Genomic DNA, 24,959 nt, shown 5'->3' with positions numbered 1-24,959 from the left:
GGGGCGAAGAGGGAAAAAAGCGGGGAAGAAAGCGGAAAGGAAGGCGGCGGCAGCGGTCACGCATCGTGTTCGCTGCGATCCGATGCGAACGCGAGCGCGACGAGCGACAGCACGCCGCAGACGATCACGTACCACGCGGGCGCCGCCGGATTGCCGGTCGCGCCGATCATCCACGTGACGATGAACTGCGCGAAGCCGCCGAAGATCGACACGCCGCCCGCATATGCGATCGACAGTGCAGTGGCGCGCGTGCTCTTCGGGAACAGCTCGGCGAGGATCACGCCGTTCGCGCCGGCGTTGATCGAGTGCAGCGCGGCGAGCAGCATCACGACCGCGTACATCGTCGCGATCGACGGCACCGCGCGGATCAGCCAGAAGCCCGGCAGGATCAGCACGGTCAGCGCGAGGCGCGACCACAGCGCGACGCGCTTGCTGCCGTTGCGATCCGCCAGCCGCCCGCCGACCGGCGCAGCGACGAACATCACGGCGCCGGACAGGATCCCGCACCACAGCGCGGTATCCATCGGCAGGTGCAGCACCTTGATCGCGTACGTCGACATGTAATACAGCACGATGAAGTGCGCGGCCGTGCCGCCGACCACGAGGCCGAGCGCGGTCAGCACGGCGCCGCCGTCGCGCCGCAGCACGGTGCCGAGCACGGCCGACGAACGCCGCGCGGCCGCGGCCGGCGCGTGCTGCTCGAGCGCGCTGAAGCGTGCGCGCAGGTAGAGGCCGATCGGTGCGATCAGCACGCCCAGCAGGAACGGCACGCGCCAGCCCCACGCTTCGAGCGAGGCGGTATCGAGGAAATGCGACAGCAGGAAGCCGACGAACGAACCGGCCAGCGCCGCGGCACCCTGGCTCGCGAACTGCCAGCTCGTGTAGTACCCGCGTTCGCCGGCCGGCGCGCGCTCGGCGAGCAGCGACGTCGATACGCCGACCTCGCCGCCGGCCGAAAAGCCCTGCAGCAGCCGCGCGACGACGACCAGCACGGGCGCCGCGATGCCGATCTGCGCATAGGTCGGCAGCACGCCGATCATCCCGGTGCCGATCGCCATCGTGACGAGCGTGAGGTTCATCGCGGGCACGCGGCCGAAGCGGTCGGCGACGAGCCCGATCACGACACCGCCGATCGGCCGCGCGATGAAACCGACGCCGAAGGTCGCGACCGACATCAACAACTGCTGCTGCGCGGAGACCGCGGGAAAGAACAGTTTGCCGAGCAGCACCGCGAAGAAACTGAACACGGTGAGATCGAAGAATTCGAGGCCGTTGCCGATCGTGATCGCGACAATCAGCTGACGATTGGACGGGGATGCGGCAACGTCGCCGACATGCCCGCCGAACATGCTGCCTGCTCGGGGCGCCTTCATGAAGGTGTGTCTCCGTACTGGTTATGCGTGTCGTGTGCACGGCCCGTTGGACGGCCTGCGCATGCAGTCTAGGCATTCAAAATACGCAGCCCGGAGCGACATTTTTCGATCGTGATAACGCACGGTTATCGCGTGCTTTCCGCGCGGAAACGCGGTGTAGGATACGAACGTCGCCACCGCCGCCGCGCCCCGCCTCGCCGTGAAACACCACCAGCTCCGGGCGCTTGCCGCCATCGCCGAACACGGCAGCCTGCGCGCGGCCGCGCGCGCGATCCACCTGTCGCAGCCCGCGCTGACGAAGGCGATCCGCGAACTCGAACTCGATCTCGGCGTGCCGCTCGTCACGCGCAACGCGCGCGGCGCGCAGCTCACGCGTTTCGGGCAGGCCGTCTATGCCCGCGCACGGCTGATCCTCGCGGAGATGCAGCACGCGCGCGACGACGTGATCCAGCTGTCGGGCGGCAAGGAAGGTGCGCTCGCATGCGCGCTGACGCCGCTGGTGTCGCTCGGCTTCCTGCCGGCCGCACTCGACGCGTTCCGGCAGCGCATGCCGACGATCCGCCTCGACGTGCGCGAAGGATTTCTCGACACGGCGCTGCCGCGGCTGCGCGACGGCTCGCTCGACTTCGTGATCGCGATCGTCGACGCGGCCCGGCTGTCGCCGGAATTCACGTTCCGGCCGCTGCTCGAATCGGAACTGATCCTGATGACGCGCGCGAGCAATCCGCTGCGTCACTGCACGTCGCTCGCGCAATTGCAGGACGCGCAGTGGATTCTCAACACGTCGCCTGAAAGCATCGGCCGGCTGCTGCAGGACGTGTTCGTCGCGCACGGTTATCCGGCGCCGCAGCCGATCGTCGAATGCACGTCGTTCAGCGCGGCGTTTTCGCTGTCGGTGCACACCGACACCGTGTCGTGCGTGCCGAAGAGCTTCATGGAAATCGACTGGATTCGCGAGCGGATGGTCGCGATCGACGTGGAGGAAACGATTCCGGCCGTGTCGGTCGGCGTGCTCACGCGCCGCGATGCGCTGAACACGATTGCCTGCGACTACCTGATCCACTGCTTCGTCGAAGCCGTGCGCCGGCACGATCGCGCGACGCTGCTGTGGCGGTAGCGCCGCCGTTCAGACGAACAGCGCGATGCACAGCGCGGCCCCGCACAGGTACGTGCCGAGCGCGCCGATGAAACGCACGGGATTCGGGTTGGCCATCGTCGGCCACGCGAGCAATCCGATCACCAGCAGGCAGCGGCACGCGGTTGCCGTGACGATCAGCACGAGGATCGCGCGAGACGGATCGTGCGCGCCGAAATGGAGAAACAGCACCGCGAGGAACGGCGCGTATTCGGCCGTGTTGCCGTGCGCACGCACGATCTTGTGCAGCCCGTTCGTCGGGTCGGACGCACACCCGGACCCGATGGTGCATCGAAAGCGCGTGACGGACACGACGAACCCGAGCCCGAACAGCAGCAGCCCGAGGATGGCCGTGCACACGAGTGCGACGGGATGGATCGCCATGGGACTCCGGGCTGAAGCGGACATGCGCCGCACATCCGGCGATCGTACCCGCCGCCGGCGCGCGCGGCTATCGCGGAAACCCGTAGCGTCGCCGTGCGACGCCCCCTTTTCACGAACGGGTTCCGGCCCGAATTGGAACGATGCCGCAGCGCACGAAATCCGTGCATCGTCCGTCGGCCCGGCCACGCGGGCCTGCCCGGCGTCGCCCCTGCCACGCGGACGTCGCCGCGCGCAACGCGCAAACGTTTAAGCCGCAGCGGCGCGCACCATCGCGGCGCGGCGCCCGTTGCCCCGCGTCACAGGCATGCACGTTGCGTCGACGCATCTCGGTAGTCGACGCCCTTGGCAGCCCGCTGCGGAGGACTACACTAATCCTTAATGGGGTGCGGCCGGAGCCCGCGCCTTCAGGGAGACGCCGCCATGAATCGGCCGCTGAATCGTATCCTGCCGCGCGTGACCGGTCCCGCATCGGTCTGGACGTGGGTCAAGTGGTCCCTGCTCGCCGCGCTGCTGATCGCGGTGGCGATCGTCGCGCGGCTCGTGCAGAGCGAGATCGAAACGTCCCGGCTGCAGGCGCACTACCTGTCCGATCTCACCCGCGACGTCGGCTACACGCTCGAGGCGGGCCCGAGCGATCGCATCCGCTTCCCCGCGAACGGCCCGTACGACCAGCGCCTCGGCTACGCGATGATTCCGGCGTTCCAGGAACGGCTGCTCGCGCGCGGCTTCGTCGTCGGCAAGCAGGCGCGCGATTCGCAGCGGATGCTGTCGATCGGCGATCACGGGCTGTTCCTCCCGTTCGAGGAGAAGGACCAGGCGGGCCTGACGCTGTTCGACTCGACCGGTGCACCGCTGTTCGCGACCGTGTTCCCGCAGCGCGTCTATGCCGACTTCGACGGGGTGCCGCGCGTGATCGCCGATTCGCTGCTGTTCATCGAGGATCGCTACCTGCTCGACGCGAACGAGCCGAACCGCAACCCGGCAATCGACTGGGGGCGCTTCAGCCGCGCGCTCGCCGACCAGGCGCTGCACGTCGTCAACCGCCACCAGGCGCGCCCGGGCGGCAGCACGCTCGCGACGCAGATCGAGAAGTTCCGACATTCGCCCGAGGGCCGCACCGCAACGCCGCCCGAGAAGCTGCGGCAGATCGCGTCGGCGTCGGTGCGTGCGTACCTGAACGGCCCGCAGACGATGCCCGCGCGCCGTACCATCGTCGTGCGCTACCTGAATTCCGTCCCGCTCGCCGCGCGGCCGCACATCGGCGAGATCACCGGCATCGGCGACGGCCTCGCCGCGTGGTACGGCCGCGACTTCAACGACGTGAACCGCATCCTGTCCGCGCCGACGACGGGCGACAACGTCGACGAACAGGGCAAGGCGTTCCGCGAGGTGCTGTCGCTGATCATCGCGCAGCGCGCGCCGTCGTACTTCCTCAATCGCGGTTATCCGGCCCTGGAGCGGCTGACCGACAGCTACCTGAGGCTGCTGTCGAACGGCGGCGTGATCTCGCCGGCGCTGCGCGACGCCGCGCTTGCCGCGCAGATCGAACGCAGCGCGCCGCCGGCCGCCGCGCACGTGCAGTCGTTCGTGTCGCGCAAGGCCGTGACGTCCGCGCGCGCGTCGCTGCTGTCGGCGCTCGGCATCAGCGACCTGTACCAGCTCGACCAGTTCGACCTGCAGGCGACCAGCACGCTCGACAACGGCGTGCAGCAGGCCGTCGCCGAACGGCTCGCACGGGCGTCGACGCGCGACGGCGCGCAGGCGGCCGGCCTGTACGGTTTCGAGATGCTCGCGCCGAAGGACGACCCGTCGCACCTCACGTACAGCTTCACGCTGTACGAACACCGCAACGGCGCGAACCTGCTGCGCGTGCAGACCGACAGCGTGAACGAGCCGTTCGACGTCAATCGCGGCGGCCGCATCAACCTCGGCTCGACCGCGAAGCTGCGCACGCTGATCACCTACCTGCAGATCGTGTCCGACCTGCATGCGCGCTACGCGAACCTGTCGAACGCGGAGCTGGCCCGCGTGAAGCCCGACCCGATCGACGGGCTGTCGCACTGGGCGCTCGACTACCTGTCGCATACGCGCGACCGCTCGCTGCAGGCGATGCTCGACGCGGCCGTCGAACGCAAGTATTCGGCGAGCCCCGACGTGTTCTACACGGGCGGCGGCGCACAGGTGTTCTCAAACTTCGAAAAGTCGGACAACGGCCGCATCCTGACGCTGCACGCGGCCTTCGAGCATTCGGTCAACCTCGTGTTCGTGCGGCTGATGCGCGACATCGTCCACTACGAGACGCTGCAGGCGGCCGGCCCGTCGTCGTCGTGGCTCGGCGACCCCGAACAGCGCCGGCATTACCTGCAGCAGTTCGTCGACGGCGAAAGCCAGGTCTACGTGAAGCGCTACTACACGCGCTATGCGGGCAAGGCGCCCGACGACGCGCTCGCGCTGATGCTGAAGGACGTGCGCAAGTCGCCGCCGAAGATCGCGACGGTGTTGCGCAGCGTCGCGCCGAACGAATCGCTCGCGTGGTTCGACGCGCAGATGCGCGCGCAACTGAAGGGCACGCCGGCCGCGACACTGTCCGACGACGATCTCGCCAGGCTCTACGCGAAGTATGCGATCGACCGCTTCAACCTCAACGATCGCGGTTATATCGCGAGCGTGCATCCGCTCGCGCTGTGGACGCTCAACTACCTGCGCGCCCACCCGGCGGCGGCGCTTGCCGATGTCCAGCGCGACAGCCGCGACGCGCGTTTCTACACGTACTCGTGGCTGTACAAGACGCGCTACCACGCGACCCAGGACCGGCGCATCCGTCGCATGGTCGAACTGCGCGCGTACGCGGAGATCACGAAGTCGTGGCGGGCACTCGGCTACCCGTTCGCGGAAGTCACGCCGTCGTACGCGGCCGCGATCGGCGCATCGGGCGACCAGCCCGACGCGCTCGCGAAACTGATCGGCCTGATCGCGAACGGCGGGCAGAAAGCGCCGACCGAGACGATCACGCAGCTCGACTTCGCGAAGGGCACGCCGTACGAAACGCGCTTCGTGCGCGCGGCCGCGCAGCCGCAACCGATGCTGTCGCCGGAGATCGTCAACGTCGCGCACACGCTGCTGCGCGACGTCGTACTCAACGGCACCGCGCGCCGCCTCGCGGGCGGCTTCACGCTGCCCGACGGCAAGACGCTCGACGTGTACGGCAAGACCGGGACGGGCGACCAGCGCTTCAACGTCTATGCGCGCGGCGCACGGCTGATCGAGTCGCGCAAGGTGAACCGCAGCGGCACGTTCGTGTTCGTGCTCGGCGACCGGTTCTTCGGGGTCCTGACGGCAACCGCGCACGAACCGTACGCGGCACGCTACGACTTCACGAGCGCGATGGCCGTGCAGTTGCTGAAGTCGATGGCACCGGCACTCGCGCCGCTGATCGAACGCCCGGCCGGCAACGGCACGCATACCGCGGGCGCCGCCCCGCAGGCGGCAGCGCCGGCGACGGGCACCGCGGCCGCGCAACCGTCCTGACGGCCGCACGTCGTGTCATGCGCCGACGCGCCGCTCAGTGCGAGCGGCCGTCGTAGTGCGTGACCGGCAGCGCGTCGAGATCGACACCTTCGAGACAGCGCACATTGATCGCGGCCATCGCGGTGCCGTTCGGGTGGACGCCCTCGCCGAACGTGTGAATCCCGCAGCGCTTGCAGAAGCGGTGCTTGATCACGTGCTTGTTGAACATGTAGGTGGCGAGATGCGCGTCGGGCGTGAGCAGCGTCATGCGATCGCGCGGCACGAACCACATCAGCGCGCCCTTGCGCTGGCATATCGAGCAGTTGCACTGCCATCACGTCCTGCAGGTCGCCTTCCGCCTCGAACTTCACGTCTCCGCAATGACAGCTTCCGCGATAAATCATGGTCGTCTCCCGGTGCGGCCCGTGCGCATCGGCGGCGCCCCGGCGGGACACCGTTGGCCAGACCGATCAAGGCGGGTACAGTAGCGCGCAGATGCGCCGCGCGCAATGTCCGGCGGCGCCCTTCCCGCCCCTGTCCGAACAAGGAAAACCGTCATGCTCGAAATGCGCCCCGGCTGCGAATGCTGCGACAAGGACCTGCCACCCGATTCGGCGGATGCCCGCATCTGTACGTTCGAATGCACGTTCTGCGCGACCTGCGCCGACGACGTGCTGAAGGGCCGCTGCCCCAACTGCGGCGGCGACTTCGCCGTGCGCCCGCGGCGACCCGCGAGCCTGCTCGCGAAATACCCGGCGTCGACCGAGCGCATCCACAAGCCGGGCGGCTGCGCGAACGCCTGACCGCGCCGCGCCGCCCGCCGTTTCGCGTCACGACATCTCGATCCGCGCGCGCGTCACCGCGAGCAGCGCCGCCATCGCGCGGCGCGCACCGTCCTCGTCGCGCATGCGGATCGCGTCGCTGACGGCCGTGTGCTCGGCGAGCGACGCGTTGTACACGTCCGCGCGGCGCGCATTCAGGTGCAGCTGCGCCTCGAGCGTGCGATCGATCAGCGTGCCGAGCGGCACCAGCAGTTCGTTGCCGCCGGCTTCGAGCACGCTCAGGTGAAAACGCAGGTCGGCGCGCACCCATTCGTCGACGTTGCGCGCGGCGGCCATCGCACGCGCCGCGCCGTCGATCGCATCGAACGTTGCCGGTGTATGCATGCGCGCGGCGAGCGCGGCCGCGTATGGCTCGACCATCTCGCGCATCTCCTGCAGCTTCAGCGCGAACGCGAGCGGCGGCGCGACGCGCGCATACCAGTCGAGCAGGTCGGCGTCGAGCAGGTTCCATACACCGCGCGGCCGCACGCGCGTGCCGATCTTCGGCCGCGACTCGACGAGCCCCTTCGACGTGAGCGTGCGCAGCGCCTCGCGCATCACCGTGCGGCTCACGCCATACATCTCCATCAGGTCGGGTTCCCTCGGCAGCAGCGACTCGGGCGGGTAGTCGCCGCGCAGGATCGCCGTGGCGAGCCGGAAGGCCGTCTGTCCATGCAGGTCGCGTCGAATGATCGTTCTCCGTTATGCCGGTACCCGGGTGGTCCGGCTGCCCACTATCTGCACAATAGTGCTATTAATACTATTTTTTATCGGCCTGCGCTAGGATAACCGCGAAAGCACGCGACCGCGCGCGGCGCCCGACTGCCCGCGCCGGTCAATCCTGGAGACCCGCATCGTGAAAATCACCCGCCTCGAAACCTTCGTCGTCCCGCCGCGCTGGCTGTTCCTCAAGATCGAAACCGACGAGGGCATCGTCGGCTGGGGCGAGCCTGTCGTCGAAGGCCGCGCGCACACGGTCGAGGCCGCCGTGCAGGAGCTGGCCGACTACCTCGTCGGCCGCGACCCGCTGCTGATCGAGGATCACTGGCAGGTGATGTACCGCGCGGGCTTCTACCGCGGCGGCCCGATCATGATGAGCGCGATCGCGGGCGTCGACCAGGCGCTGTGGGACATCAAGGGCAAGCATCACGGCGTGCCGGTGCATGCGCTGCTCGGCGGCCAAGTGCGCGATCGCATCAAGGTGTATTCGTGGATCGGCGGCGACCGGCCGAGCGACGTCGCGAACAATGCGCGCGCGGTGGTCGAGCGCGGCTTCAAGGCCGTGAAGATGAACGGCTCCGAGGAGCTGCAGATCGTCGACACCTACGACAAGGTCGAGCAGGTGATCGCGAACGTCGCGGCCGTGCGCGACGCGGTCGGCCCGCACGTCGGAATCGGCGTCGACTTCCATGGCCGCGTGCACAAGCCGATGGCCAAGGTGCTCGCGAAGGAGCTCGACCCGTACAAGCTGATGTTCATCGAGGAGCCCGTGCTGTCGGAGAACGCCGAGGCGCTGCGCGACATCGTCAACCAGACCAACACGCCGATCGCGCTCGGCGAGCGGCTCTACTCGCGCTGGGACTTCAAGCACATCCTCGCGGGCGGCTACGTCGACATCATCCAGCCCGACGCGTCGCACGCGGGCGGCATCACCGAGTGCCGCAAGATCGCGACGCTCGCGGAGAGCTACGACGTCGCGCTCGCGCTGCACTGCCCGCTCGGCCCGATCGCGCTCGCCGCGTGCCTGCAGCTCGACGCGGTCAGCTACAACGCGTTCATCCAGGAGCAGAGCCTCGGCATCCACTACAACCAGGGCAACGACCTGCTCGACTACCTGCGCAACCCCGAGGTGTTCCGCTACGAGGACGGCTTCGTCGCGATCCCGCAGGGCCCGGGGCTCGGCATCGACGTGAACGAGGAGAAGGTGCGCGAGATGGCGAAGACGGGCCACCGCTGGCGCAACCCGGTATGGCGCCACGCGGACGGCAGCGTCGCCGAGTGGTGAGCGCGATGCGCGGCGTGCACGGCGGGTCGCGCTGAGTCGCGGCAAGTATCGATACGAGAACGGCTGCCCGACAGGCAGCCGTTTTTGCATGCCCGGCGCGGCGCCGGGCACATGGTGAATGCATGTGGCGGATGCGCGTCGGCGGCCTGGCGTCGCGCCGCGCGCAACCGGCCGTCAGCCGAGCGCCGCGAACCCCGGCACGCTGAACGACAGCACCGCGGCCGCGACGAACACGCCGATCATCGTCAGCGCCTCGAGATGCAGGATGTTGCGGAACGTGTGCGCATCCTCGGTCGACGCGGTGCGGCGCAGGCGCGGCAGCGCCGAGAAGCGGTTCAGGCCGCCGAGCACGAGCGCGAGCGCGACGAGCAGCAGCTTCAGCAGCAACACGCGCCCCCACGTGCTGCCGTCGAGCGGCGCAAGCGACCCGCCGAGCCCGCGGATCGCATTGAGCGCGCCGGTGCCGAGCACGAACACGACCGCGACGATCGACGTGCGGGACAGGTGCTGGCCGATGCGGATCAGCGCGCCGCGCGCGACCGACGAACCGAGCGCCGGCAGCACCGCGAGCCCGCCCGCGAGCACGAGGCCGCCCCACACGGCGGTCGCGAGCAGGTGCAGCGTCTGCACGCCGACCGCCGCGGACAGCGCGCCCGTATCGGCCGCATGGCCGAGCGAAGCCTTGCCGGCCGCGACCACGATCACCGCGAGCCACAGCACCGCGTGCGCGGCCGGGCCTTCCGGCTTCGCCAGCGCGACGATCGCGAGCACCACGGCGCCGGCGAATGCGACGCTCCATGCGAAGCCCGTATGGGTCTGCGTCAGCATCACGGGAATCGCGGCGAACGCGCCGCCGAGCCCCGCGCCGCTCATCGTCGCGGCCTCGTAGACGAGCCAGCCGAGATCCGCGAGCACCAGCGCCAGCACCGCCGCAACCAGCGAATGTTGCGCGCGCAGCCACGCGGGATGGGACGGCGCGACGACCGGACGTGCACCGTCCTTGCCGAGCCAGGCCTTGAGCAGCGCCGAGCCGACCGCCATCGCGAGCGCGGCGTCCATCAGCGCCGCGAGCGCGACCTGACCGATCCACAAGCTGTCGAACTTCATCGCGCACACCCTCCCGAAAGCGGCAGGCCGACGATGCGGCAACGGGACGGACAGCGTGAGGAAGGCAACGGCACGGTAGAAAACGTCATCGATGAATCCGGAAACGGGAGAAATGACTGGACCTGCGGCGGAGGCGGCGCCGCGCGACCCGCGAGTGTACGGTCTTCGATGGTGAAAACGCACGCCGGTTCACACAGGTGCGGCGCAATGCGCGTCAAATTGTCGCAAGTCGCAAACGGACAGGAACCGATGTCCTTTTGCCAAATAGCCGTCATTACCCATCGATGATAGAATGCCGCGTCGCAGCAGCCCGGCTGCCTTGCCGTCATGCGCCGAGCCGATCGTAGCCCGGACAGGTCCCCGTCGAATAAACATGGAGTCTCGTGTGTCTTCAAGACGCCTCTTCCGTCCGCTGCTCGCCGTTCTGATGTTCGGCGGCGCGGGCCTTATGAGCGCTGCCCAAGCGCAGACCAAGCCCACGGAGCAAGCGCACGCCCAGCAGGCGCCGCTCAAGGCACCCGATACCATGGCCGAGCGCGTGCGCGGCTGTACGGCCTGCCATGGCGTCCATGGCCAGGGTACGGACAACGACTACTTCCCGCGTCTTGCCGGCAAGCCGGCCGAGTACCTGTACAACCAGCTCGTCAACTTCCGTGACGGCCGGCGCAAGTACCCGCCGATGAACTACCTGCTGACGTACCTGAACGACGACTACCTGCGCGAGATGGCCGAGCACTTCTCGGCCGAACGCCCGCCGTACCCGACGCCGGCGAAGCCGACGCTGCCGGCCGCGACGCTCGCGCGCGGCAAGCAGCTCGTCACGCAAGGCGACCCGTCCCGCAAGCTGCCGGCCTGCGTGGCCTGCCACGGCGCGACGCTCACCGGCATGCAGCCGGCGATCCCGGGCCTGGTCGGCCTGCACGCCGACTACCTGAGCGCGCAGATCGGTGCATGGCGCTCGGGCAACCGCCACGCGAAGGCGCCCGATTGCATGCATGAAGTCGCTTCGAAGCTTTCCGACGAAGACGTGACGGCCGTGACCGCATGGCTCGCCGCGCAACCGGCGCCCGCCAACCCCGTGCCGGCTCCGGCGCGTTCGATGAAGACTCCGCTCGCCTGCGGCAGCGAACCGCAATAAGGCAAGGGAGACAGACACAATGAAACGCAAGTCCCTGTTTGCACTCTCGGCTGTCGCGATCGTCGCGGCCGCCGCCCTCGTGCCGGTCCTGTGGCCGGGCAACGACACGCTGCACGGCGCTGCCGCCGTCGCGGCCGCGCCGGCCGACCAGGCTGCGCTGATCAAGAAGGGCGAGTACCTCGCGCGCGTCGGCGACTGTATCGCGTGCCACACCGTGCGCGGCGGCAAGTCGTTCGCGGGCGGCCTGCCGATGGCGACGCCGTTCGGCACGATGTACACGCCGAACATCACGCCGGACGACAAGGACGGCATCGGCAAGTGGACGTCGGACGACTTCTACCGCGCGATGCACACCGGCCGTTCGAAGGACGGCAGCCTGCTCTATCCGGGCTTCCCGTTCGCGAGCTACACGAAGGTCACGCGTGCGGATTCCGACGCGATCTACGCGTACCTGCGTTCGGTCGCGCCGGTGTCGGTGCCGAGCCGTCCGCACGAACTGAAGTTCCCGTTCAACAACCGCAACCTGCTGATCGGCTGGCGCACGCTGTTCTTCAAGGAAGGCGAGTACAAGCCGGATCCGACCAAGTCGGTCGAATGGAACCGCGGTGCGTACCTCGTCGAGGGCCTCGGCCACTGCTCGATGTGCCACACGTCGATCAACATGATGGGCGGCCCGGTGAGCTCGGCAGCCTTCGCGGGCGGCCTGATCCCGCTGCAGAACTGGTATGCGCCGTCGCTGACGAACGACAAGGAACTCGGCCTCGGCGACTGGCACGTGCAGGAGCTGTCCGACCTGCTGCAAGCCGGCGTGTCGAACAAGGGCGCGGTGTTCGGCCCGATGGCCGACGTCGTGCACAACAGCCTGCAGTACATGAGCGACGAAGATACGCGCGCGATGTCGACGTACCTGAAGTCGATCCCGCAGAAGGCTGAAGCGCCGAAGAACATGCAGTACGAGCCGTCGAAGCAGTTCGGCAACGCGCTGTTCGACCAGGGCAAGAAGATCTACGCGGACAACTGCGCGACCTGCCACGCCGAAACCGGCGCGGGCAAGCCGCCGGCCTATCCGCCGCTCGCGGGCAACCACTCGATCGTGATGGAATCGGCGGTCAACCCGATCCGCATGGTGCTCAACGGTGGCTATCCGCCGAGCACGTTCAAGAATCCGCGTCCGTACGGGATGCCGCCGTTCGCACAGTCGCTGTCGAACCAGGAGGTTGCGGCGGTCGTCACGTATATCCGGATGTCGTGGGGCAACAACGGTACGCCGATCTCGCCGCAACAGGTGAGTGACCTGCGTTCCGCGCCGCTCGACTAAGAAGCGGCTGACAAACACGGGGCGCGGCTGCGGGAAACCGCGGCCGCGCCCTTTTGCATTTTGCAATTTGCGATGTCACCTCCCGCGCGGGCCGCGCGAGACGTCGCCGATCATAAAACTGAAGAGTGGTATCTATGTCTTTCGAATCTCTCGGCCTGGCCGAACCGCTCGTCAAGGCGGTCAACGAGCTCGGCTATACGTCGCCGACTCCCATCCAGCAGCAGGCGATCCCTGCCGTCCTCGGCGGCGGCGACCTGCTCGCCGGTGCGCAGACGGGCACCGGCAAGACGGCAGGCTTCACGCTGCCGATCCTGCAACGCCTGCACACGTTCTACGCCGAGCATCGCGGCGCGAAGCGCGCGGTGCGCGCGCTGATCCTCACGCCGACGCGCGAACTCGCCGCCCAGGTCGAGGAAAGCGTCCGTGCCTACAGCAAGTACCTGAAGCTGCGCTCGACCGTGATGTTCGGCGGCGTCAGCATCAATCCGCAGATCGACGCGCTCAAGCGCGGCGTCGACATCGTCGTCGCGACGCCGGGCCGCCTGCTCGATCACATGCAGCAGAAGACGATCGACCTGTCGGACCTCGACATCCTCGTGCTCGACGAAGCCGACCGGATGCTCGACATGGGCTTCATCCACGACATCAAGCGCGTGCTCGCGAAGCTGCCGCCGCAGCGCCAGAACCTGCTGTTCTCGGCCACGTTCTCCGACGAGATCAAGGCGCTCGCCGACAGCCTGCTCGACTCGCCCGCGCTGATCGAGGTCGCACGCCGCAACACGACCGCCGAGAGCGTCGCGCAGAAGATCCACCCGGTCGACCGCGACCGCAAGCGCGAACTGCTCACGCACCTGATCCGCGAACACAACTGGTTCCAGGTGCTCGTGTTCACGCGCACGAAGCACGGCGCGAACCGGCTTGCCGAGCAGCTGACGAAGGACGGCATCAGCGCGATGGCGATCCACGGCAACAAGAGCCAGTCGGCCCGCACGCGCGCGCTGGCGGAATTCAAGAACAGCACGCTGCAGGTGCTCGTCGCGACCGATATCGCCGCGCGCGGGATCGACATCGACCAGTTGCCGCACGTCGTCAACTTCGACCTGCCGAACGTGCCGGAAGACTACGTGCACCGGATCGGCCGCACGGGCCGCGCGGGTGCGACCGGCGAAGCCGTGTCGCTCGTGTGCGTCGACGAAAAGCAGCTGCTGCGCGACATCGAGCGGCTGATCAAGCGCGAGATTCCGCAAGAAGTGATCGCGGGCTTCGAACCCGATCCGAACGCGAAGCCGGAGCCGATCCAGCAGCGCCGCGGGCAACAGCAGCCGCGCGGCGGTGGCGGCGGTGGCGGCAATCGCCAGCCGCGTGCGGGCGGCTCAGGCCAGCCGGCCGCGAAACGCGACGGCAACGCACAGCCGAAAGCATCGCAGCAGAAGGCCGCGAAGCCGCGCACGCAAGGCGGTGCCGGCGGCAGCGGCGGGCGCCCGGCGGGCGGCGGCAATGGCGCACGCCCCGCGAACGGCAACGCCGCGCACCCGAACCGCAACCGTTCGTCGCGCAGCGGCCAGCGCGGTCACTGAAGCCGCGCGGCCGCGCGCCGCAGGTGCTCGACCTGGCGTTGCCAGCGTTCGAGCACCGCGGCGCGCTCCCCTTCCAGCGTGAACGTGACGCCTGTCGCGAGACGCGCATAGCCGACCCGCTGCGCATCGCCATGCGCGATCGTCGCAGCGAATCCGGCCAGCCCGCCGAAGTCCCCTTCGAGCGGCTCCATCGTCAATTGCGCCTGAAAGAACGCGCCGTCCGCGACGAGCGTCAGCGCGGCGGTGCGCCGTTGCGCGACCGCGCGCGCCGCACGCGATTGCGGCCAGAGCGCAAGCAGCAGCGTGCGCGCATCGTGTGCATAGATCTCGCCGACGCCGAGCAGCGTCGTGCGCAAATGGCCGTCGTCGGTCGCGACGATCAGCGATGCGGCGAAGTCGGCATGACGCTCGAGCGCCGTGCCGTCGAACAGCGAAACGACGGCCGGCGGCCACGCATCGAACGTCCATTGTTCGAGCGCGTGGCGATGGGTATCGGTCATGATGGCGTGGCCCCGGTGGAAAGCGGATGAACAAGCCGCAGCATACGCGCGACGGGCCGCGCCGCGGCGATCAGCGCAGGAACACGTGCCGCGTGATCTTCGTGAGCGGATAGTGGACGCCCGGCTGGATCTTCGCGGGCAGGTCGAGCGGCTTGAGCAGCATCTTCACGCACATGTCGGCCGACAGGTTGCGCCGTACCAGCTTGCTGATGCGCGCGGCGCGCTCTCGGTTGTACTGGCTGTCGCCGACACGATCCGGATAGCGGACCGCGAACACGTGGCGCAGCGCGATCTCGGAATCCTCGTTCTTGATTTCCATCACGCGGCGCGCCAGCGCGCCGAGCACCGCGAGCCGGCCGTTGCCTTCGAGCTGGTTGTACTTCTTGAAGAACTTGAAGAAGTGCTTGTAGTGACGCACTTCGTCCGTGCGGATGTTGTCGGTGATTTCCTTCAGCACGGGCTCGTCCGAGCATTCGTTGATCGCGCGATAGAGCGTGGCCGTGCCCGTCTCGACGACGCAGCGTGCGACCATCTCGAGCGCGCGGGTCTTCTCGAATGCCTCGACCTTGCAGGTCAACGAATACTCGGCGAAGAAATTCGCGAACGCGGTATCCCAGTCGAACTCGGGCCACACGTGCGCGATGTACGCCTTCAGCGCGCGCCCGTGCTGCAATTCTTCGTGCTCCCATGCATTGTTGAGCCATGCGGAGACTTCCGGATCGTCGTTGAAGAACTGGCTCAGATTGCTCGTGTAGAGATCCGAGCCGCTTTCGATGAACGACGACGCGCACAGCAGCAACAACAGATCCTCGTTCGCGGCGGCACGCTGACGATCGATCCGGTTCAGGTCGATGTCCTCGATGCGCCACGGCATCACATGCGTCGTTTTGGTGTCCATGGTGGTGCGCTCCCAGTCGTCGCACGGGGGCCGGCCCATGCCTTCGGCACAGGCGCCGACCGACCCGCAGGCGGCGTTTTACTTGCGTTTATAGTGGATTGGTCCGGCCGAACCATGCTGGCATCTTAGCCGGACTTTGATGTTCGTGCTCCAGAGCACTGACCATACCTGACAAGCGCAGTTCCACGACGTCTGTTGCCGTTCGTTAGATGAGTCCTTCAAACCGCTTGCACCCGCTCGACGATACGGGCCGCGACAAACGAAACGGGCGGCCGTCCGGCCGCCCGTGAAGCGCAGGAAATGCCGGTGAAAGCCGGCGGCAATCCGTCAGAAACCTGCCGCCAGGCCGTCGCGCCGGCTGTCGCTCGCGGCCACGTAGCCGCGCTCGCGATCGTCGCGGTCGAGACGCCAGATGAACTGCCCGGAACCGAAATCCATGTAAGGATCGTCGATCGACTTGATCGTATGGCCGCGCGCGGCCAGCGCATCGACGGTCGCGCGATTCATCGTGGCCTCGACGTCGAGCGTGAAGTCGCGGTTGACCTTCCAGCGCGGCGCATCGCAGGCGGCCTGCGGTTGCTGCCCGTAGCCGAGCATCCGCACGACGGTCTGCAGGTGCCCCTGCGGCTGCATGTCGCCGCCCATCACGCCGAAGCTCATCACGGCTTGCGTGCGGCCGTCGGCCTCCTCGGTGACGAATGCCGGGATGATCGTGTGGAACGGCCGCTTGCCGCCCGCGACGACGTTCGGCGACGCCGGGTCCATCGAGAAGCCGTGCCCGCGATTCTGCAGCGCGATGCCGGTGCCGGGCACGACGAGCCCCGAACCGAAGCCCATGTAGTTCGACTGGATGAAGCTCACCATCATCCCGCGCTCGTCGGCCGCCGACAGGTAGATCGTGCCGCCCGAATGCGGCCGGCCGGCGCCGAAGTGCGTCGCGCGCGCGGGATCGATCAGCTTCGCGCGTTCGGCGAGATACGCGTCGTCGAGCATCTGCTCGGGCGTGACCTCCATCGCGCGCGGATCGGCGACGTAGCGATAGACATCCGCGAACGCGAGCTTCATCGCCTCGATCTGCAGATGCTGCGAGTCGACCGAATCGACCGGCCATTCCGTCACGCCCGCGTGCTCGGCGATCCCGAGCGCGATCAGCGCGGCGATGCCCTGCCCGTTCGGCGGAATCTCGTGGATCGTGTGACGGCCGAAACGCTTGCCGATCGGCTCGACCCATTCCGGCCGGTACGCTCGCAGGTCGGCCGCGGTCAGCGCGCCACCGCCTTCGCGCGAGAACGCGGCGATGCGCTCGGCGAGCGCGCCCTCGTAGAACGCGCGGGCCCCCTCCTTCGCGAGCGTGCGCAGCGTCTGCGCATGACCGGGCAGGCACACGCGCTCGCCGACGAGCGGCGCGCGGCCGCGCGGCATGAAGGTCTCCGCGAAGCCCGGCAGCCCCTGCAGCTCGGGCACGGCGGCCGCCCACTTGTGCGCGACGATCGGCGGCACCGCATAACCGCGCTCCGCTATCTCGATCGCCGGCTCGAGCAGGTCCGCGAACGGCAGCGAACCGAACTTCGCATGCAGCGCTTCCCAGCCCGCGATCACGCCCGGTACGGTGACGGTATCCCAGCCGCGTGTCGGCTTGTTCGCGATGCCGTTCGCCGCCTCGCCGTGGCGCCGGCGGAAATAGTCGACGTTCCACGCGGCCGGCGCGACGCCCGACGCGTTCAGCCCGGACAGCCGCTCGCCGTCCCACACGAGCGCGAACGCGTCGCCGCCGAGCCCGCACGACACGGGCTCGACGACCGTGATCGCAGCCGCGGCGGCCAGCGCCGCGTCGACCGCGTTGCCGCCCTTCCACAGCATCCGGAGCCCGGCCTGCGCGGCGAGCGGGTGCGACGTCGACACGACGTTGCGCGCGAACACCGGAATGCGAGTCGTCGGATACGGGTTGTGCCAGTTGAAGCCAGTCATCGGTTCCACCTCGTCGAAAGCTGAATGAAGCGCCGGGCGCGCACCCGCGCGCGCGAGCAATCCGCCATTGCAGCGCGATCAGCGCAATCGCACAAATTCATTTGTCACATGAATCAATGCAATTTCCGCATGAATTGCAGGCGACCCTGGCGGCCATACCGGCCTAACGGCGTTGCCGCCCTTACAATACCCGCTCCGTCTCACGACACGACCACCGAGCCATGACCCGAGATCCCCGCCTCACCCTCAACGCGCGCCAGCAGGAACTGCTCGAATGGGTGCAGCGCGACGGCTTCGTGACCGTCGACGATCTCGCCGCGCACTTCGCGGTGACGCCGCAGACGATCCGCCGCGACGTGAACTGGCTGGCCGACCTGAACCTGCTGCGCCGCTATCACGGCGGCGCGAGCCTGCCGACCAGCTCGGAGAACGTGTCGTACACGGCGCGCCAGCGGATGTTCCATGACGAGAAGCGGCGCATCGCGGCGCTCGCGGCGTCGCACATTCCCGACCAGGCGTCGCTGTTCATCAACCTCGGCACGACCACCGAGGAAGTCGCACGCGCGCTGAACCGCCACCACGGGCTGCACGTGATCACGAACAACCTGAACGTCGCGTCGATGATGAGCGGCTACCCCGACTGCGAGGTGCTGATCACGGGCGGCATCGTGCGGCCATGGGACAAGGGGATCGTCGGCGAACTCGCGATCGACTTCATCCGCCAGTTCAAGGTCGACTACGCGATCATCGGCACGTCGGCGATCGAGGCCGACGGCACGCTGCGCGACTTCGACACGCGCGAGGTGCGTGTGGCCGAGGCGATCATGCAGCATGCGCGCACGGTCTACCTCGTCGCCGACCATTCGAAGGTCGGCCGCCCGGCACTGGTGCGCCAGGGCCACCTGAGCCAGGTGCACGCACTCTTCACCGACAAGCCGCTGCCGCCGGAGATGGCCGACGCGGTGGCGACCGCCGGCACGCAGGTGTACGTCGCGGAGTGACGCCCGCGATGCTGCACCGCACCTGAAACTTCAAGTGAAATCAAGAAGTTGGCGCTGCGAGCAAACCGCTTGCGCGGGGCCCGGCTGTCAAACGGAAAATTAACGGGGCACGATTTGTGGTTGCCCGCATGCTCGACTAGACTCCAGTTCCCCGGCCCGTCCGACCGTTGCGCCTGTGCCAGGGCGCGGACGAATGGCATGGCCGGCGAATGCAGCTTTTCCCCCCAAACCATACCCCGCTGGGTATCGCGCGCCGGCCGTTGCGCCAGCCGCGCGGGCTGACTGGTCGCCATGGAGAGAACGATGCTGAGTCCGCATGAATTCGCCACGCTATTGCTTGTGAAGGACGCTCCCGATCAAACCTCGATGGATCGGGACGAAATCGACGCACTGCTGGAGCAGCAGCTCGTCCGCCTGGAAGGGCTCGGATCGGGGCGCAAGTACTGCGTGACCGAGACCGGCGACGCCGCGCTGCGATCCATCAAATACCGCTATTCGTAAAACCACACCGTTACCGACCTGACCGCGCGGCCCGGATTCCGGGCCGCGCGGTCGTTCCTGCTTCCTCGCTTCCCCGCCTCGCCCCCCACCTGCTTCAGCCGCCGCGCAGCGTCGGATCGACCGCCGCCCGCCAGCTGATGGCTTGCGCGCGCGCACCGTTGAAATACGCGATCCAGCCGGCACGCGCCGCCGCGTCGGGCGCCGCATAGCGCGTCGAAAGTTCGTTTACGAACGCACAATAGTTCGCTTCGGTCAGCCCGCGATACCGTTTAGCCACGTATGCGTCGTACAGCGTCGAATAGACCGGCTGCGCGTCCGCGCCCCAGTCGCGCGCCGCGCCGCCGCACGACGTCTGCAGATCGACGAACGACGGCGTGCGCCAATTGCCGACGAGCGGCGGCATACCGGCACTGCACCCCGCCAGAAGGACGGCGCACACGCCGGCCCACATCCCAATACGCATGATTCACCTCGCGAAACGGTCGATTCCGCCAGTATCGTCCGGGATCGCGCAGCGCGCTACTGGCCCCGCTTTATCGAACTTTACTTTTTCGATTTCGTTCGTTAAATTTCGAATTCGAACATTTTCTGTTCAACCATTTCCCTCAGACGATAAGGACAGCAGGTGACCCAACCGAATCGCTACGATCTGCTCGTCGTCGGCGGCGGCATCAACGGCGCGGGCATCGCGCGCGATGCGGCCGGCCGCGGCCTGTCGGTCATGCTCTGCGAGCAGGACGATCTCGCGTCGCACACGTCGTCGTCCAGCACGAAGCTGATTCACGGCGGCCTGCGCTACCTCGAGTACAACGAGTTCGGGCTCGTGCGCAAGGCGCTGCAGGAACGCGAGACGCTGCTGCGCGCGGCGCCGCACATCATGTGGCCGCTGCGCTTCGTGATGCCGCACATGCCGAACCTGCGTCCGGCCTGGCTGATCCGCATCGGCCTGTTCCTCTACGATCACCTCGCGAAACGCGAGCTGCTGCCCGGCTCGCGCGGCATCGACATGCGCCGCCATGCGGCCGGCGCGCCGCTGATCGATTCGATCAAGCGCGGCTTCGTCTATTCGGACGGCTGGGTCGACGACGCGCGCCTCGTCGTGCTGAACGCGATGGATGCGAAGGAGCGTGGCGCCGAAATCCTGACGCGCACGAAGCTGGTGTCCGCCGAGCGCCGCGGCGACGAATGGGAAGCGCGGCTGCAGCACGCCGACGGCTCGATCCGCGTCGTGCATGCGCGCGCGATCGCGAACGCGGCCGGCCCGTGGGTCGGCGAAGTGCTGAAAGGCGCGCTCGGCCGCGGCGCGCACCACAGCGTGCGGCTCGTGAAGGGCAGCCACATCATCACGCGCCGCCTGTTCGATCACGACCACGCGTACATCTTCCAGAACCCGGACAAGCGGATCATCTTCGCGATTCCGTACGAACACGATTTCACGCTGATCGGCACGACCGACGTCGAATACACGAACGATCCCGCGAAGGTCGCGATCGATCGCGACGAGACGCAGTACCTGTGCGATTCGATCAACCGCTACTTCAAGCGCAAGATCTCGCCGGCCGACGTGCACTGGACCTACTCGGGCGTGCGCCCGCTGCTGGAAGACGAGAACGCCGCGAACGCATCGGCCGTCACGCGCGACTACCGCCTCGAAATGGACGAAGGCGCGGGTGCGCCGCTGCTGTCGGTGTTCGGCGGCAAGATCACGACGTTCCGCAAGCTCGCGGAAGAAGCCGGCGACATGCTGACCCGCGCGCTCGGCCGCGACGCGAAGACCTGGACGGCCGGCGTCGCGCTGCCGGGCGGCGACATCGCGAACGCGAACTTCGACGTGTTCGCCGCCGCGTTCGCGAAACGCCACCCGTGGCTGCCCGCCGCGCTCGCCCGCCGCTATGCACGTGCGTACGGCACGCGCGCGGAGCGCGTGATCGACGGCGCGAAGTCGCTTGCCGATCTCGGCACCGAAATCGCCCCGGGCATCCACGACGCCGAACTGCGCTACCTGCGCGACGCCGAATGGGCGACCTGCGCGCAGGACGTGCTGTGGCGCCGCTCGAAGCTCGGCCTGCACGTCGCGCCGGGCACGCTCGACGCGGTGACGGCCGCGATCGACGCGTGGTTCGCCGCCGCGCACGCGCCGCAGGCCTGACCCGAATGCAGTAGCAGTTGCCGTACCGACGTTGACTCACCGACGCGCCGCCCCCCCATGCGGCGCGCATCACAACTAAGCCAAATCCACGGATGGAGATGAGAGACATGCAGGATCAGTACATCCTCGCGCTTGACCAGGGCACCACGAGTTCCCGCGCGATGCTGTTCGATCGCCAGGGCAATATCGTATCGATCGCCCAGAAGGAATTCGAGCAGATCTACCCGCAACCCGGCTGGGTCGAGCACGACCCGCAGGAAATCTGGTCGACGCAAGCCGGCGTCGCCGCCGAAGCCGTCACGCGCACGGGCCTGAACGGCACGTCGATCGCCGCGATCGGCATCACCAACCAGCGCGAAACCACGATCGTCTGGGATCGCGAGACCGGCCAGCCCGTCTACAACGCGATCGTCTGGCAGGATCGCCGCACGGCCGACTTCTGTGATTCGCTGAAAGCACAGGGCCTCGAGGCGAAGGTGCGCGCGAAGACCGGCCTGCCGATCGACTCGTACTTCTCCGGGACCAAGATCCGCTGGATCCTCGACAACGTGCCGGGCGCACGCGAGAAGGCCAGGCAGGGCAAGCTCGCGTTCGGTACCGTCGACAGCTGGCTCGTGTGGAACTTCACGAAGCACGAACTGCACGTGACCGACGTGACGAACGCGTCGCGCACGATGCTGTTCAACATCCACACGCGCGAATGGGACAACGAGCTGCTCGAGCTGCTCGACATCCCGCGCAGCATGCTGCCGGACGTGAAGGCATCGTCGGAAATCTACGGTCACACGAAGACCACCGTGTTCGCGTCGAAGATCCCGCTCGCGGGCATCGCGGGCGACCAGCAGGCGGCGCTGTTCGGCCAGATGTGCACGCAGTCCGGCATGGTGAAGAACACCTACGGCACCGGCTGCTTCCTGATGATGAACACCGGCGACAAGCCGATCGAATCGAAGAACAACCTCGTCACGACGATCGCCTGGCAGATCGGCGACAACGTGCAGTACGCGCTGGAAGGCAGCATCTTCATCGCGGGCGCGGTGGTGCAGTGGCTGCGCGACGGCGTCGGCATCATCAAGTCGGCCGCCGAAATCGAAGCGCTCGCCGCGAGCGTGCCGCACACCGACGGCGTCTACCTGGTGCCCGCGTTCGCCGGCCTCGGCGCGCCGCACTGGAACGCACGGGCGCGCGGCTCGGTATTCGGCGTCACGCGCGGCACGACCTCCGCGCACCTCGCACGGGCGGCGCTCGATTCGATCGCGTACCAGTCGCTCGACGTGCTGGCCGCGATGGAAGCCGATTCGGGCATCAGCATCGGCGAGCTGCGCGTCGACGGCGGCGCGAGCGCGAACGACCTGCTGATGCAGTTCCAGGCCGACCTGCTCGGCGTCGACGCGGTGCGTCCGCAGATCACCGAGACGACCGCGCTCGGCGCGGCCTACCTCGCGGGCCTCGCGATCGGCTACTGGAAGAACCTCGACGAAGTGCGCAGCCAGTGGCAGCTCGATCGCCGCTTCTCGCCGTCGATGCCGAAGGAGCAGGTCGAAAGCTGCATGGCCGGCTGGCAGCGCGCGGTACGCGCCGCGAAGGCGTGGGCCGACGATACCCAGTAATCGTCAGCCATCCATACGAAATACAACAACACCGGCGGACCGCGCTCGCGCGCGAGTCCGCGATGACATACGAGAGACAACCATGTCACCTTATATTGCAGAGTTCATCGGCACAGCGATCCTCGTGCTGCTCGGCAACGGCGCGGTCGCAAACGTGCTGCTTGCAAAGACCAAGGGCAAAGGCGCGGACCTGATCGTGATCGTGATGGGCTGGGCGATGGCCGTATTCGTCGCCGTCTACGTGACCGCGTCGTTCAGCGGCGCGCACCTGAACCCGATCGTCACCATCAGTCTCGCGCTCGCGGGCAAGTTCGCGTGGTCGAAAGTCGGCGGCTACATCCTCGCGCAGATGCTCGGCGGGATGGCGGGCGCCCTGCTCGTGTGGCTCGCGTATCGCCAGCACTTCGCGAAGGAAGCCGATGCGGACCTGAAGCTCGCGGTGTTCTGCACGGCGCCCGCGATCCGCAGCGTCACGCACAACGTGCTGACCGAAGCGATCTGCACGTTCGTGCTGATCCTCGGCGTGCTGTACCTCGCGTCGCCGCAGGTCGGCCTCGGCGCGCTCGACGCGCTGCCCGTCGGCCTGCTCGTGCTCGGCATCGGCATTTCGCTCGGCGGCCCGACCGGCTACGCGATGAGCCCCGCGCGCGACCTGTCGCCGCGCATCATGCACGCGCTGCTGCCGATCCCCGGCAAGCGCGACAGCGACTGGCGCTATGCATGGGTGCCCGTCGTCGGCCCGCTGCTGGGCGGCGCCGCGGCAGCCGGCCTGTACCTGCACCTGCACGCGATGGCCTGATCGCGACCTGATCTCGGCCTGACCGAAGCGCGCGGCCGCCACTGCCGCGCGCTTCATGCGCCTTTCTTCGCGCCTCCCTCGCCACGTTCGCGCTGGCGCTCGCCTCCGGCCGACACGAGCGACTTCAGCTTCACGCCCGCATCCGCCACGGCCGCCGGGCTCGCATCGATCCCGCGTTCGACCAGCATGCTCGCCCACGCGCATTTCCTCGACGAACCCCACCGCACGGCCGAACCCGCGCGCGGCGACGAGCCGCGCGACCGGAATCGTCAGGCCACACGCGCGGCATCGGGAAAACCTGCCGAAGCGTCTCGCGGCATGCGCGTGAAAGCACGTATGATGGCGAATTGATCTGCGTCGCCGACATTCCGCTTCTTCACCACCATGCTCGATCACCTCATCTGCGACTGCGACGGCGTGCTCGTCGACAGCGAAGTCATCGCCGACCGCGTGCTGCTCGATACGCTGTCCTCCACGTTCCCGAACATCGATTTCGAAGCCGCCGCGAAGTCGGCGTTCGGCCAGCAGACGTCGCGCTTCCTGGCCGGGATCGAATCCCGCTTCGGGATCGAGATGCCCGCCAACTTCATCGAAACGATCGAGCACAACATCGAGAGCGCGCTGGCGCAATCGCTCGCGCCGATCACCGGCGTGCGCGACGCGCTGCTGCAGGTGAGCCTGCCGGCGGCCGTGGTGTCGAACAGCCGGCTCGCGCGCGTGCGCAGTTCGCTGAAGCGCGCATCGCTCACCGAGATCTTCGGCGATCGCGTGTTCAGCTCCGAGCAGGTGGCGCGGCCGAAGCCCTACCCCGACGTCTACCTGCATGCGGCGCAAACGCTCGGCGTCGCGCCGGCGCGCTGCATCGTCGTCGAAGACAGCGTGTCCGGGCTGAATGCCGCGCGGGCGGCGGGCATGAAGACGATCGCGTTCGTCGGCGCGAGCCACATCCCCGACAACTACGCGGACGCGCTGCGCGCGATGGGCATCACGCGGATCATGCGCAGGATGGACGAGCTGCCGGCGTTCGTCGAAGCCGGCATGCGCGGAGAATTCGCGGACGTACAGTCCTGACGGTCGTTCCGGCCCGGTCAGGCTGACCGGGCCTGTCCGGCGTGCGCCGCTTCACGCACGCCGTGCCACGGGCGCATGAACGCGCCCGCTTTCCCCT

21 protein-coding genes and 2 pseudogenes are annotated in these 24,959 nt (G+C 67.9%); 13 read left to right on the top strand and 10 right to left on the bottom strand.

Features of this window, described 5'->3' with window-relative positions:
- Window positions 1-56: 56 nt before the first annotated feature.
- Window positions 57-1,373 carry an MFS transporter gene (locus tag DPV79_RS36540; RefSeq protein ID WP_059688791.1) on the bottom strand — a complete coding sequence of 439 codons (1,317 nt, stop codon included), beginning with the start codon at window positions 1,371-1,373 and terminating at the stop codon, window positions 57-59.
- Between the two features lie 199 nt (window positions 1,374-1,572).
- Here DPV79_RS36540 and DPV79_RS36535 point away from each other — a divergent pair, with 199 nt between their 5' ends.
- On the top strand, window positions 1,573-2,490 hold the full coding sequence (locus tag DPV79_RS36535) for a LysR substrate-binding domain-containing protein (RefSeq protein WP_021160181.1): 918 nt from the start codon (window positions 1,573-1,575) through the stop codon (window positions 2,488-2,490).
- A gap of 9 nt (window positions 2,491-2,499) precedes the next feature.
- Here the strand turns inward: DPV79_RS36535 and DPV79_RS36530 are convergent, their stop codons facing one another.
- On the bottom strand, window positions 2,500-2,892 hold the full coding sequence (locus DPV79_RS36530; protein ID WP_060219633.1) for an MAPEG family protein: 393 nt from the start codon (window positions 2,890-2,892) through the stop codon (window positions 2,500-2,502).
- A 420-nt stretch (window positions 2,893-3,312) separates the two neighbouring features.
- Between DPV79_RS36530 and DPV79_RS36525 the strand changes: the two genes are divergently transcribed.
- The gene (locus DPV79_RS36525) at window positions 3,313-6,420 is read left to right on the top strand and encodes a transglycosylase domain-containing protein (protein ID WP_113047705.1); all 3,108 of its coding nucleotides are present in this window, start codon (window positions 3,313-3,315) and stop codon (window positions 6,418-6,420) included.
- Between the two features lie 34 nt (window positions 6,421-6,454).
- On the opposite strand, the pseudogene DPV79_RS36520 reads toward DPV79_RS36525, so the two are convergent.
- A pseudogene (locus DPV79_RS36520) lies at window positions 6,455-6,803 on the bottom strand (GFA family protein).
- Window positions 6,804-6,956: 153 nt separating this feature from the next.
- On the opposite strand from DPV79_RS36520, the gene DPV79_RS36515 reads away from it, so the two are divergent.
- Complete coding sequence (locus tag DPV79_RS36515; protein WP_021160177.1) at window positions 6,957-7,202, top strand: DUF1272 domain-containing protein; 246 nt, start codon at window positions 6,957-6,959, stop codon at window positions 7,200-7,202.
- Between the two features lie 27 nt (window positions 7,203-7,229).
- Here DPV79_RS36515 and DPV79_RS36510 read toward each other — a convergent pair whose 3' ends face one another.
- Window positions 7,230-7,913 carry a FadR/GntR family transcriptional regulator gene (locus DPV79_RS36510; protein ID WP_111938853.1) on the bottom strand — a complete coding sequence of 228 codons (684 nt, stop codon included), beginning with the start codon at window positions 7,911-7,913 and terminating at the stop codon, window positions 7,230-7,232.
- 163 nt (window positions 7,914-8,076) lie between these two features.
- Between DPV79_RS36510 and dgoD the strand changes: the two genes are divergently transcribed.
- Window positions 8,077-9,225 carry a galactonate dehydratase gene (dgoD, locus tag DPV79_RS36505; RefSeq protein ID WP_021160175.1) on the top strand — a complete coding sequence of 383 codons (1,149 nt, stop codon included), beginning with the start codon at window positions 8,077-8,079 and terminating at the stop codon, window positions 9,223-9,225.
- A 174-nt stretch (window positions 9,226-9,399) separates the two neighbouring features.
- Here dgoD and DPV79_RS36500 read toward each other — a convergent pair whose 3' ends face one another.
- Window positions 9,400-10,332: a copper resistance D family protein gene (locus tag DPV79_RS36500; RefSeq protein WP_113047704.1), complete on the bottom strand. Its 933-nt coding sequence runs from the start codon at window positions 10,330-10,332 to the stop codon at window positions 9,400-9,402.
- A gap of 373 nt (window positions 10,333-10,705) precedes the next feature.
- Here DPV79_RS36500 and DPV79_RS36495 point away from each other — a divergent pair, with 373 nt between their 5' ends.
- From DPV79_RS36495 to DPV79_RS36485, 3 genes are all read left to right on the top strand, one after another.
- Entirely contained in the window at window positions 10,706-11,470 is a 765-nt protein-coding gene (locus DPV79_RS36495) for a c-type cytochrome (RefSeq protein ID WP_027789194.1), read from the top strand.
- A 19-nt stretch (window positions 11,471-11,489) separates the two neighbouring features.
- On the top strand, window positions 11,490-12,788 hold the full coding sequence (locus DPV79_RS36490) for a c-type cytochrome (protein ID WP_113047703.1): 1,299 nt from the start codon (window positions 11,490-11,492) through the stop codon (window positions 12,786-12,788).
- 134 nt (window positions 12,789-12,922) lie between these two features.
- Complete coding sequence (locus tag DPV79_RS36485; RefSeq protein ID WP_027789193.1) at window positions 12,923-14,365, top strand: DEAD/DEAH box helicase; 1,443 nt, start codon at window positions 12,923-12,925, stop codon at window positions 14,363-14,365.
- On the opposite strand, the gene DPV79_RS36480 is transcribed toward DPV79_RS36485, so the two are convergent.
- From DPV79_RS36480 to DPV79_RS36470, 3 genes are all read right to left on the bottom strand, one after another.
- Entirely contained in the window at window positions 14,359-14,865 is a 507-nt protein-coding gene (locus DPV79_RS36480; RefSeq protein ID WP_113047702.1) for a hypothetical protein, read from the bottom strand. The genes DPV79_RS36485 and DPV79_RS36480 overlap by 7 nt on opposite strands.
- Window positions 14,866-14,935: 70 nt before the next feature.
- Window positions 14,936-15,763 carry a ferritin-like domain-containing protein gene (locus DPV79_RS36475; RefSeq protein ID WP_027789191.1) on the bottom strand — a complete coding sequence of 276 codons (828 nt, stop codon included), beginning with the start codon at window positions 15,761-15,763 and terminating at the stop codon, window positions 14,936-14,938.
- 327 nt (window positions 15,764-16,090) lie between these two features.
- Window positions 16,091-17,731, bottom strand: coding sequence for a gamma-glutamyltransferase family protein (locus DPV79_RS36470; protein WP_113047709.1), 1,641 nt, complete (start codon window positions 17,729-17,731; stop codon window positions 16,091-16,093).
- A 221-nt stretch (window positions 17,732-17,952) separates the two neighbouring features.
- Here DPV79_RS36470 and DPV79_RS36465 point away from each other — a divergent pair, with 221 nt between their 5' ends.
- The gene (locus DPV79_RS36465; RefSeq protein WP_027789189.1) at window positions 17,953-18,732 is read left to right on the top strand and encodes a DeoR/GlpR family DNA-binding transcription regulator; all 780 of its coding nucleotides are present in this window, start codon (window positions 17,953-17,955) and stop codon (window positions 18,730-18,732) included.
- Window positions 18,733-19,035: 303 nt separating this feature from the next.
- Window positions 19,036-19,233: a hypothetical protein gene (locus DPV79_RS36455; RefSeq protein WP_021160166.1), complete on the top strand. Its 198-nt coding sequence runs from the start codon at window positions 19,036-19,038 to the stop codon at window positions 19,231-19,233.
- Between the two features lie 94 nt (window positions 19,234-19,327).
- On the opposite strand, the gene DPV79_RS36450 is transcribed toward DPV79_RS36455, so the two are convergent.
- The gene (locus tag DPV79_RS36450; RefSeq protein ID WP_042975499.1) at window positions 19,328-19,696 is read right to left on the bottom strand and encodes a hypothetical protein; all 369 of its coding nucleotides are present in this window, start codon (window positions 19,694-19,696) and stop codon (window positions 19,328-19,330) included.
- Window positions 19,697-19,858: 162 nt separating this feature from the next.
- Here DPV79_RS36450 and glpD point away from each other — a divergent pair, with 162 nt between their 5' ends.
- The 3 genes from glpD to DPV79_RS36435 all read left to right on the top strand — a co-directional run bounded on the left by glpD (window position 19,859) and on the right by DPV79_RS36435 (window position 23,791).
- A complete protein-coding gene (gene glpD, locus DPV79_RS36445) occupies window positions 19,859-21,382 on the top strand; it encodes a glycerol-3-phosphate dehydrogenase (protein ID WP_113047701.1) in 1,524 nt (507 codons plus the stop codon).
- A gap of 107 nt (window positions 21,383-21,489) precedes the next feature.
- Window positions 21,490-22,992 carry a glycerol kinase GlpK gene (gene glpK, locus DPV79_RS36440; RefSeq protein WP_113047700.1) on the top strand — a complete coding sequence of 501 codons (1,503 nt, stop codon included), beginning with the start codon at window positions 21,490-21,492 and terminating at the stop codon, window positions 22,990-22,992.
- 82 nt (window positions 22,993-23,074) lie between these two features.
- A complete protein-coding gene (locus DPV79_RS36435) occupies window positions 23,075-23,791 on the top strand; it encodes an MIP/aquaporin family protein (RefSeq protein WP_021160162.1) in 717 nt (238 codons plus the stop codon).
- 53 nt (window positions 23,792-23,844) lie between these two features.
- Here DPV79_RS36435 and DPV79_RS36430 read toward each other — a convergent pair.
- Window positions 23,845-24,049, bottom strand: a pseudogene (locus DPV79_RS36430) (hypothetical protein); the annotation flags it as partial.
- 126 nt (window positions 24,050-24,175) lie between these two features.
- Here DPV79_RS36430 and DPV79_RS36425 point away from each other — a divergent pair.
- On the top strand, window positions 24,176-24,862 hold the full coding sequence (locus DPV79_RS36425) for an HAD family hydrolase (protein ID WP_048025979.1): 687 nt from the start codon (window positions 24,176-24,178) through the stop codon (window positions 24,860-24,862).
- The last annotated feature ends 97 nt before the right edge of the window (window positions 24,863-24,959 follow it).

Origin of the sequence: Burkholderia reimsis (assembly GCF_003294055.1) — a bacterium.
Classification (GTDB): Bacteria; Pseudomonadota; Gammaproteobacteria; order Burkholderiales; family Burkholderiaceae; genus Burkholderia; species Burkholderia cepacia.
The sequence above is the reverse complement of the archived record's forward strand: the minus strand, read 5'-3'. Positions and strand labels throughout refer to the sequence as shown.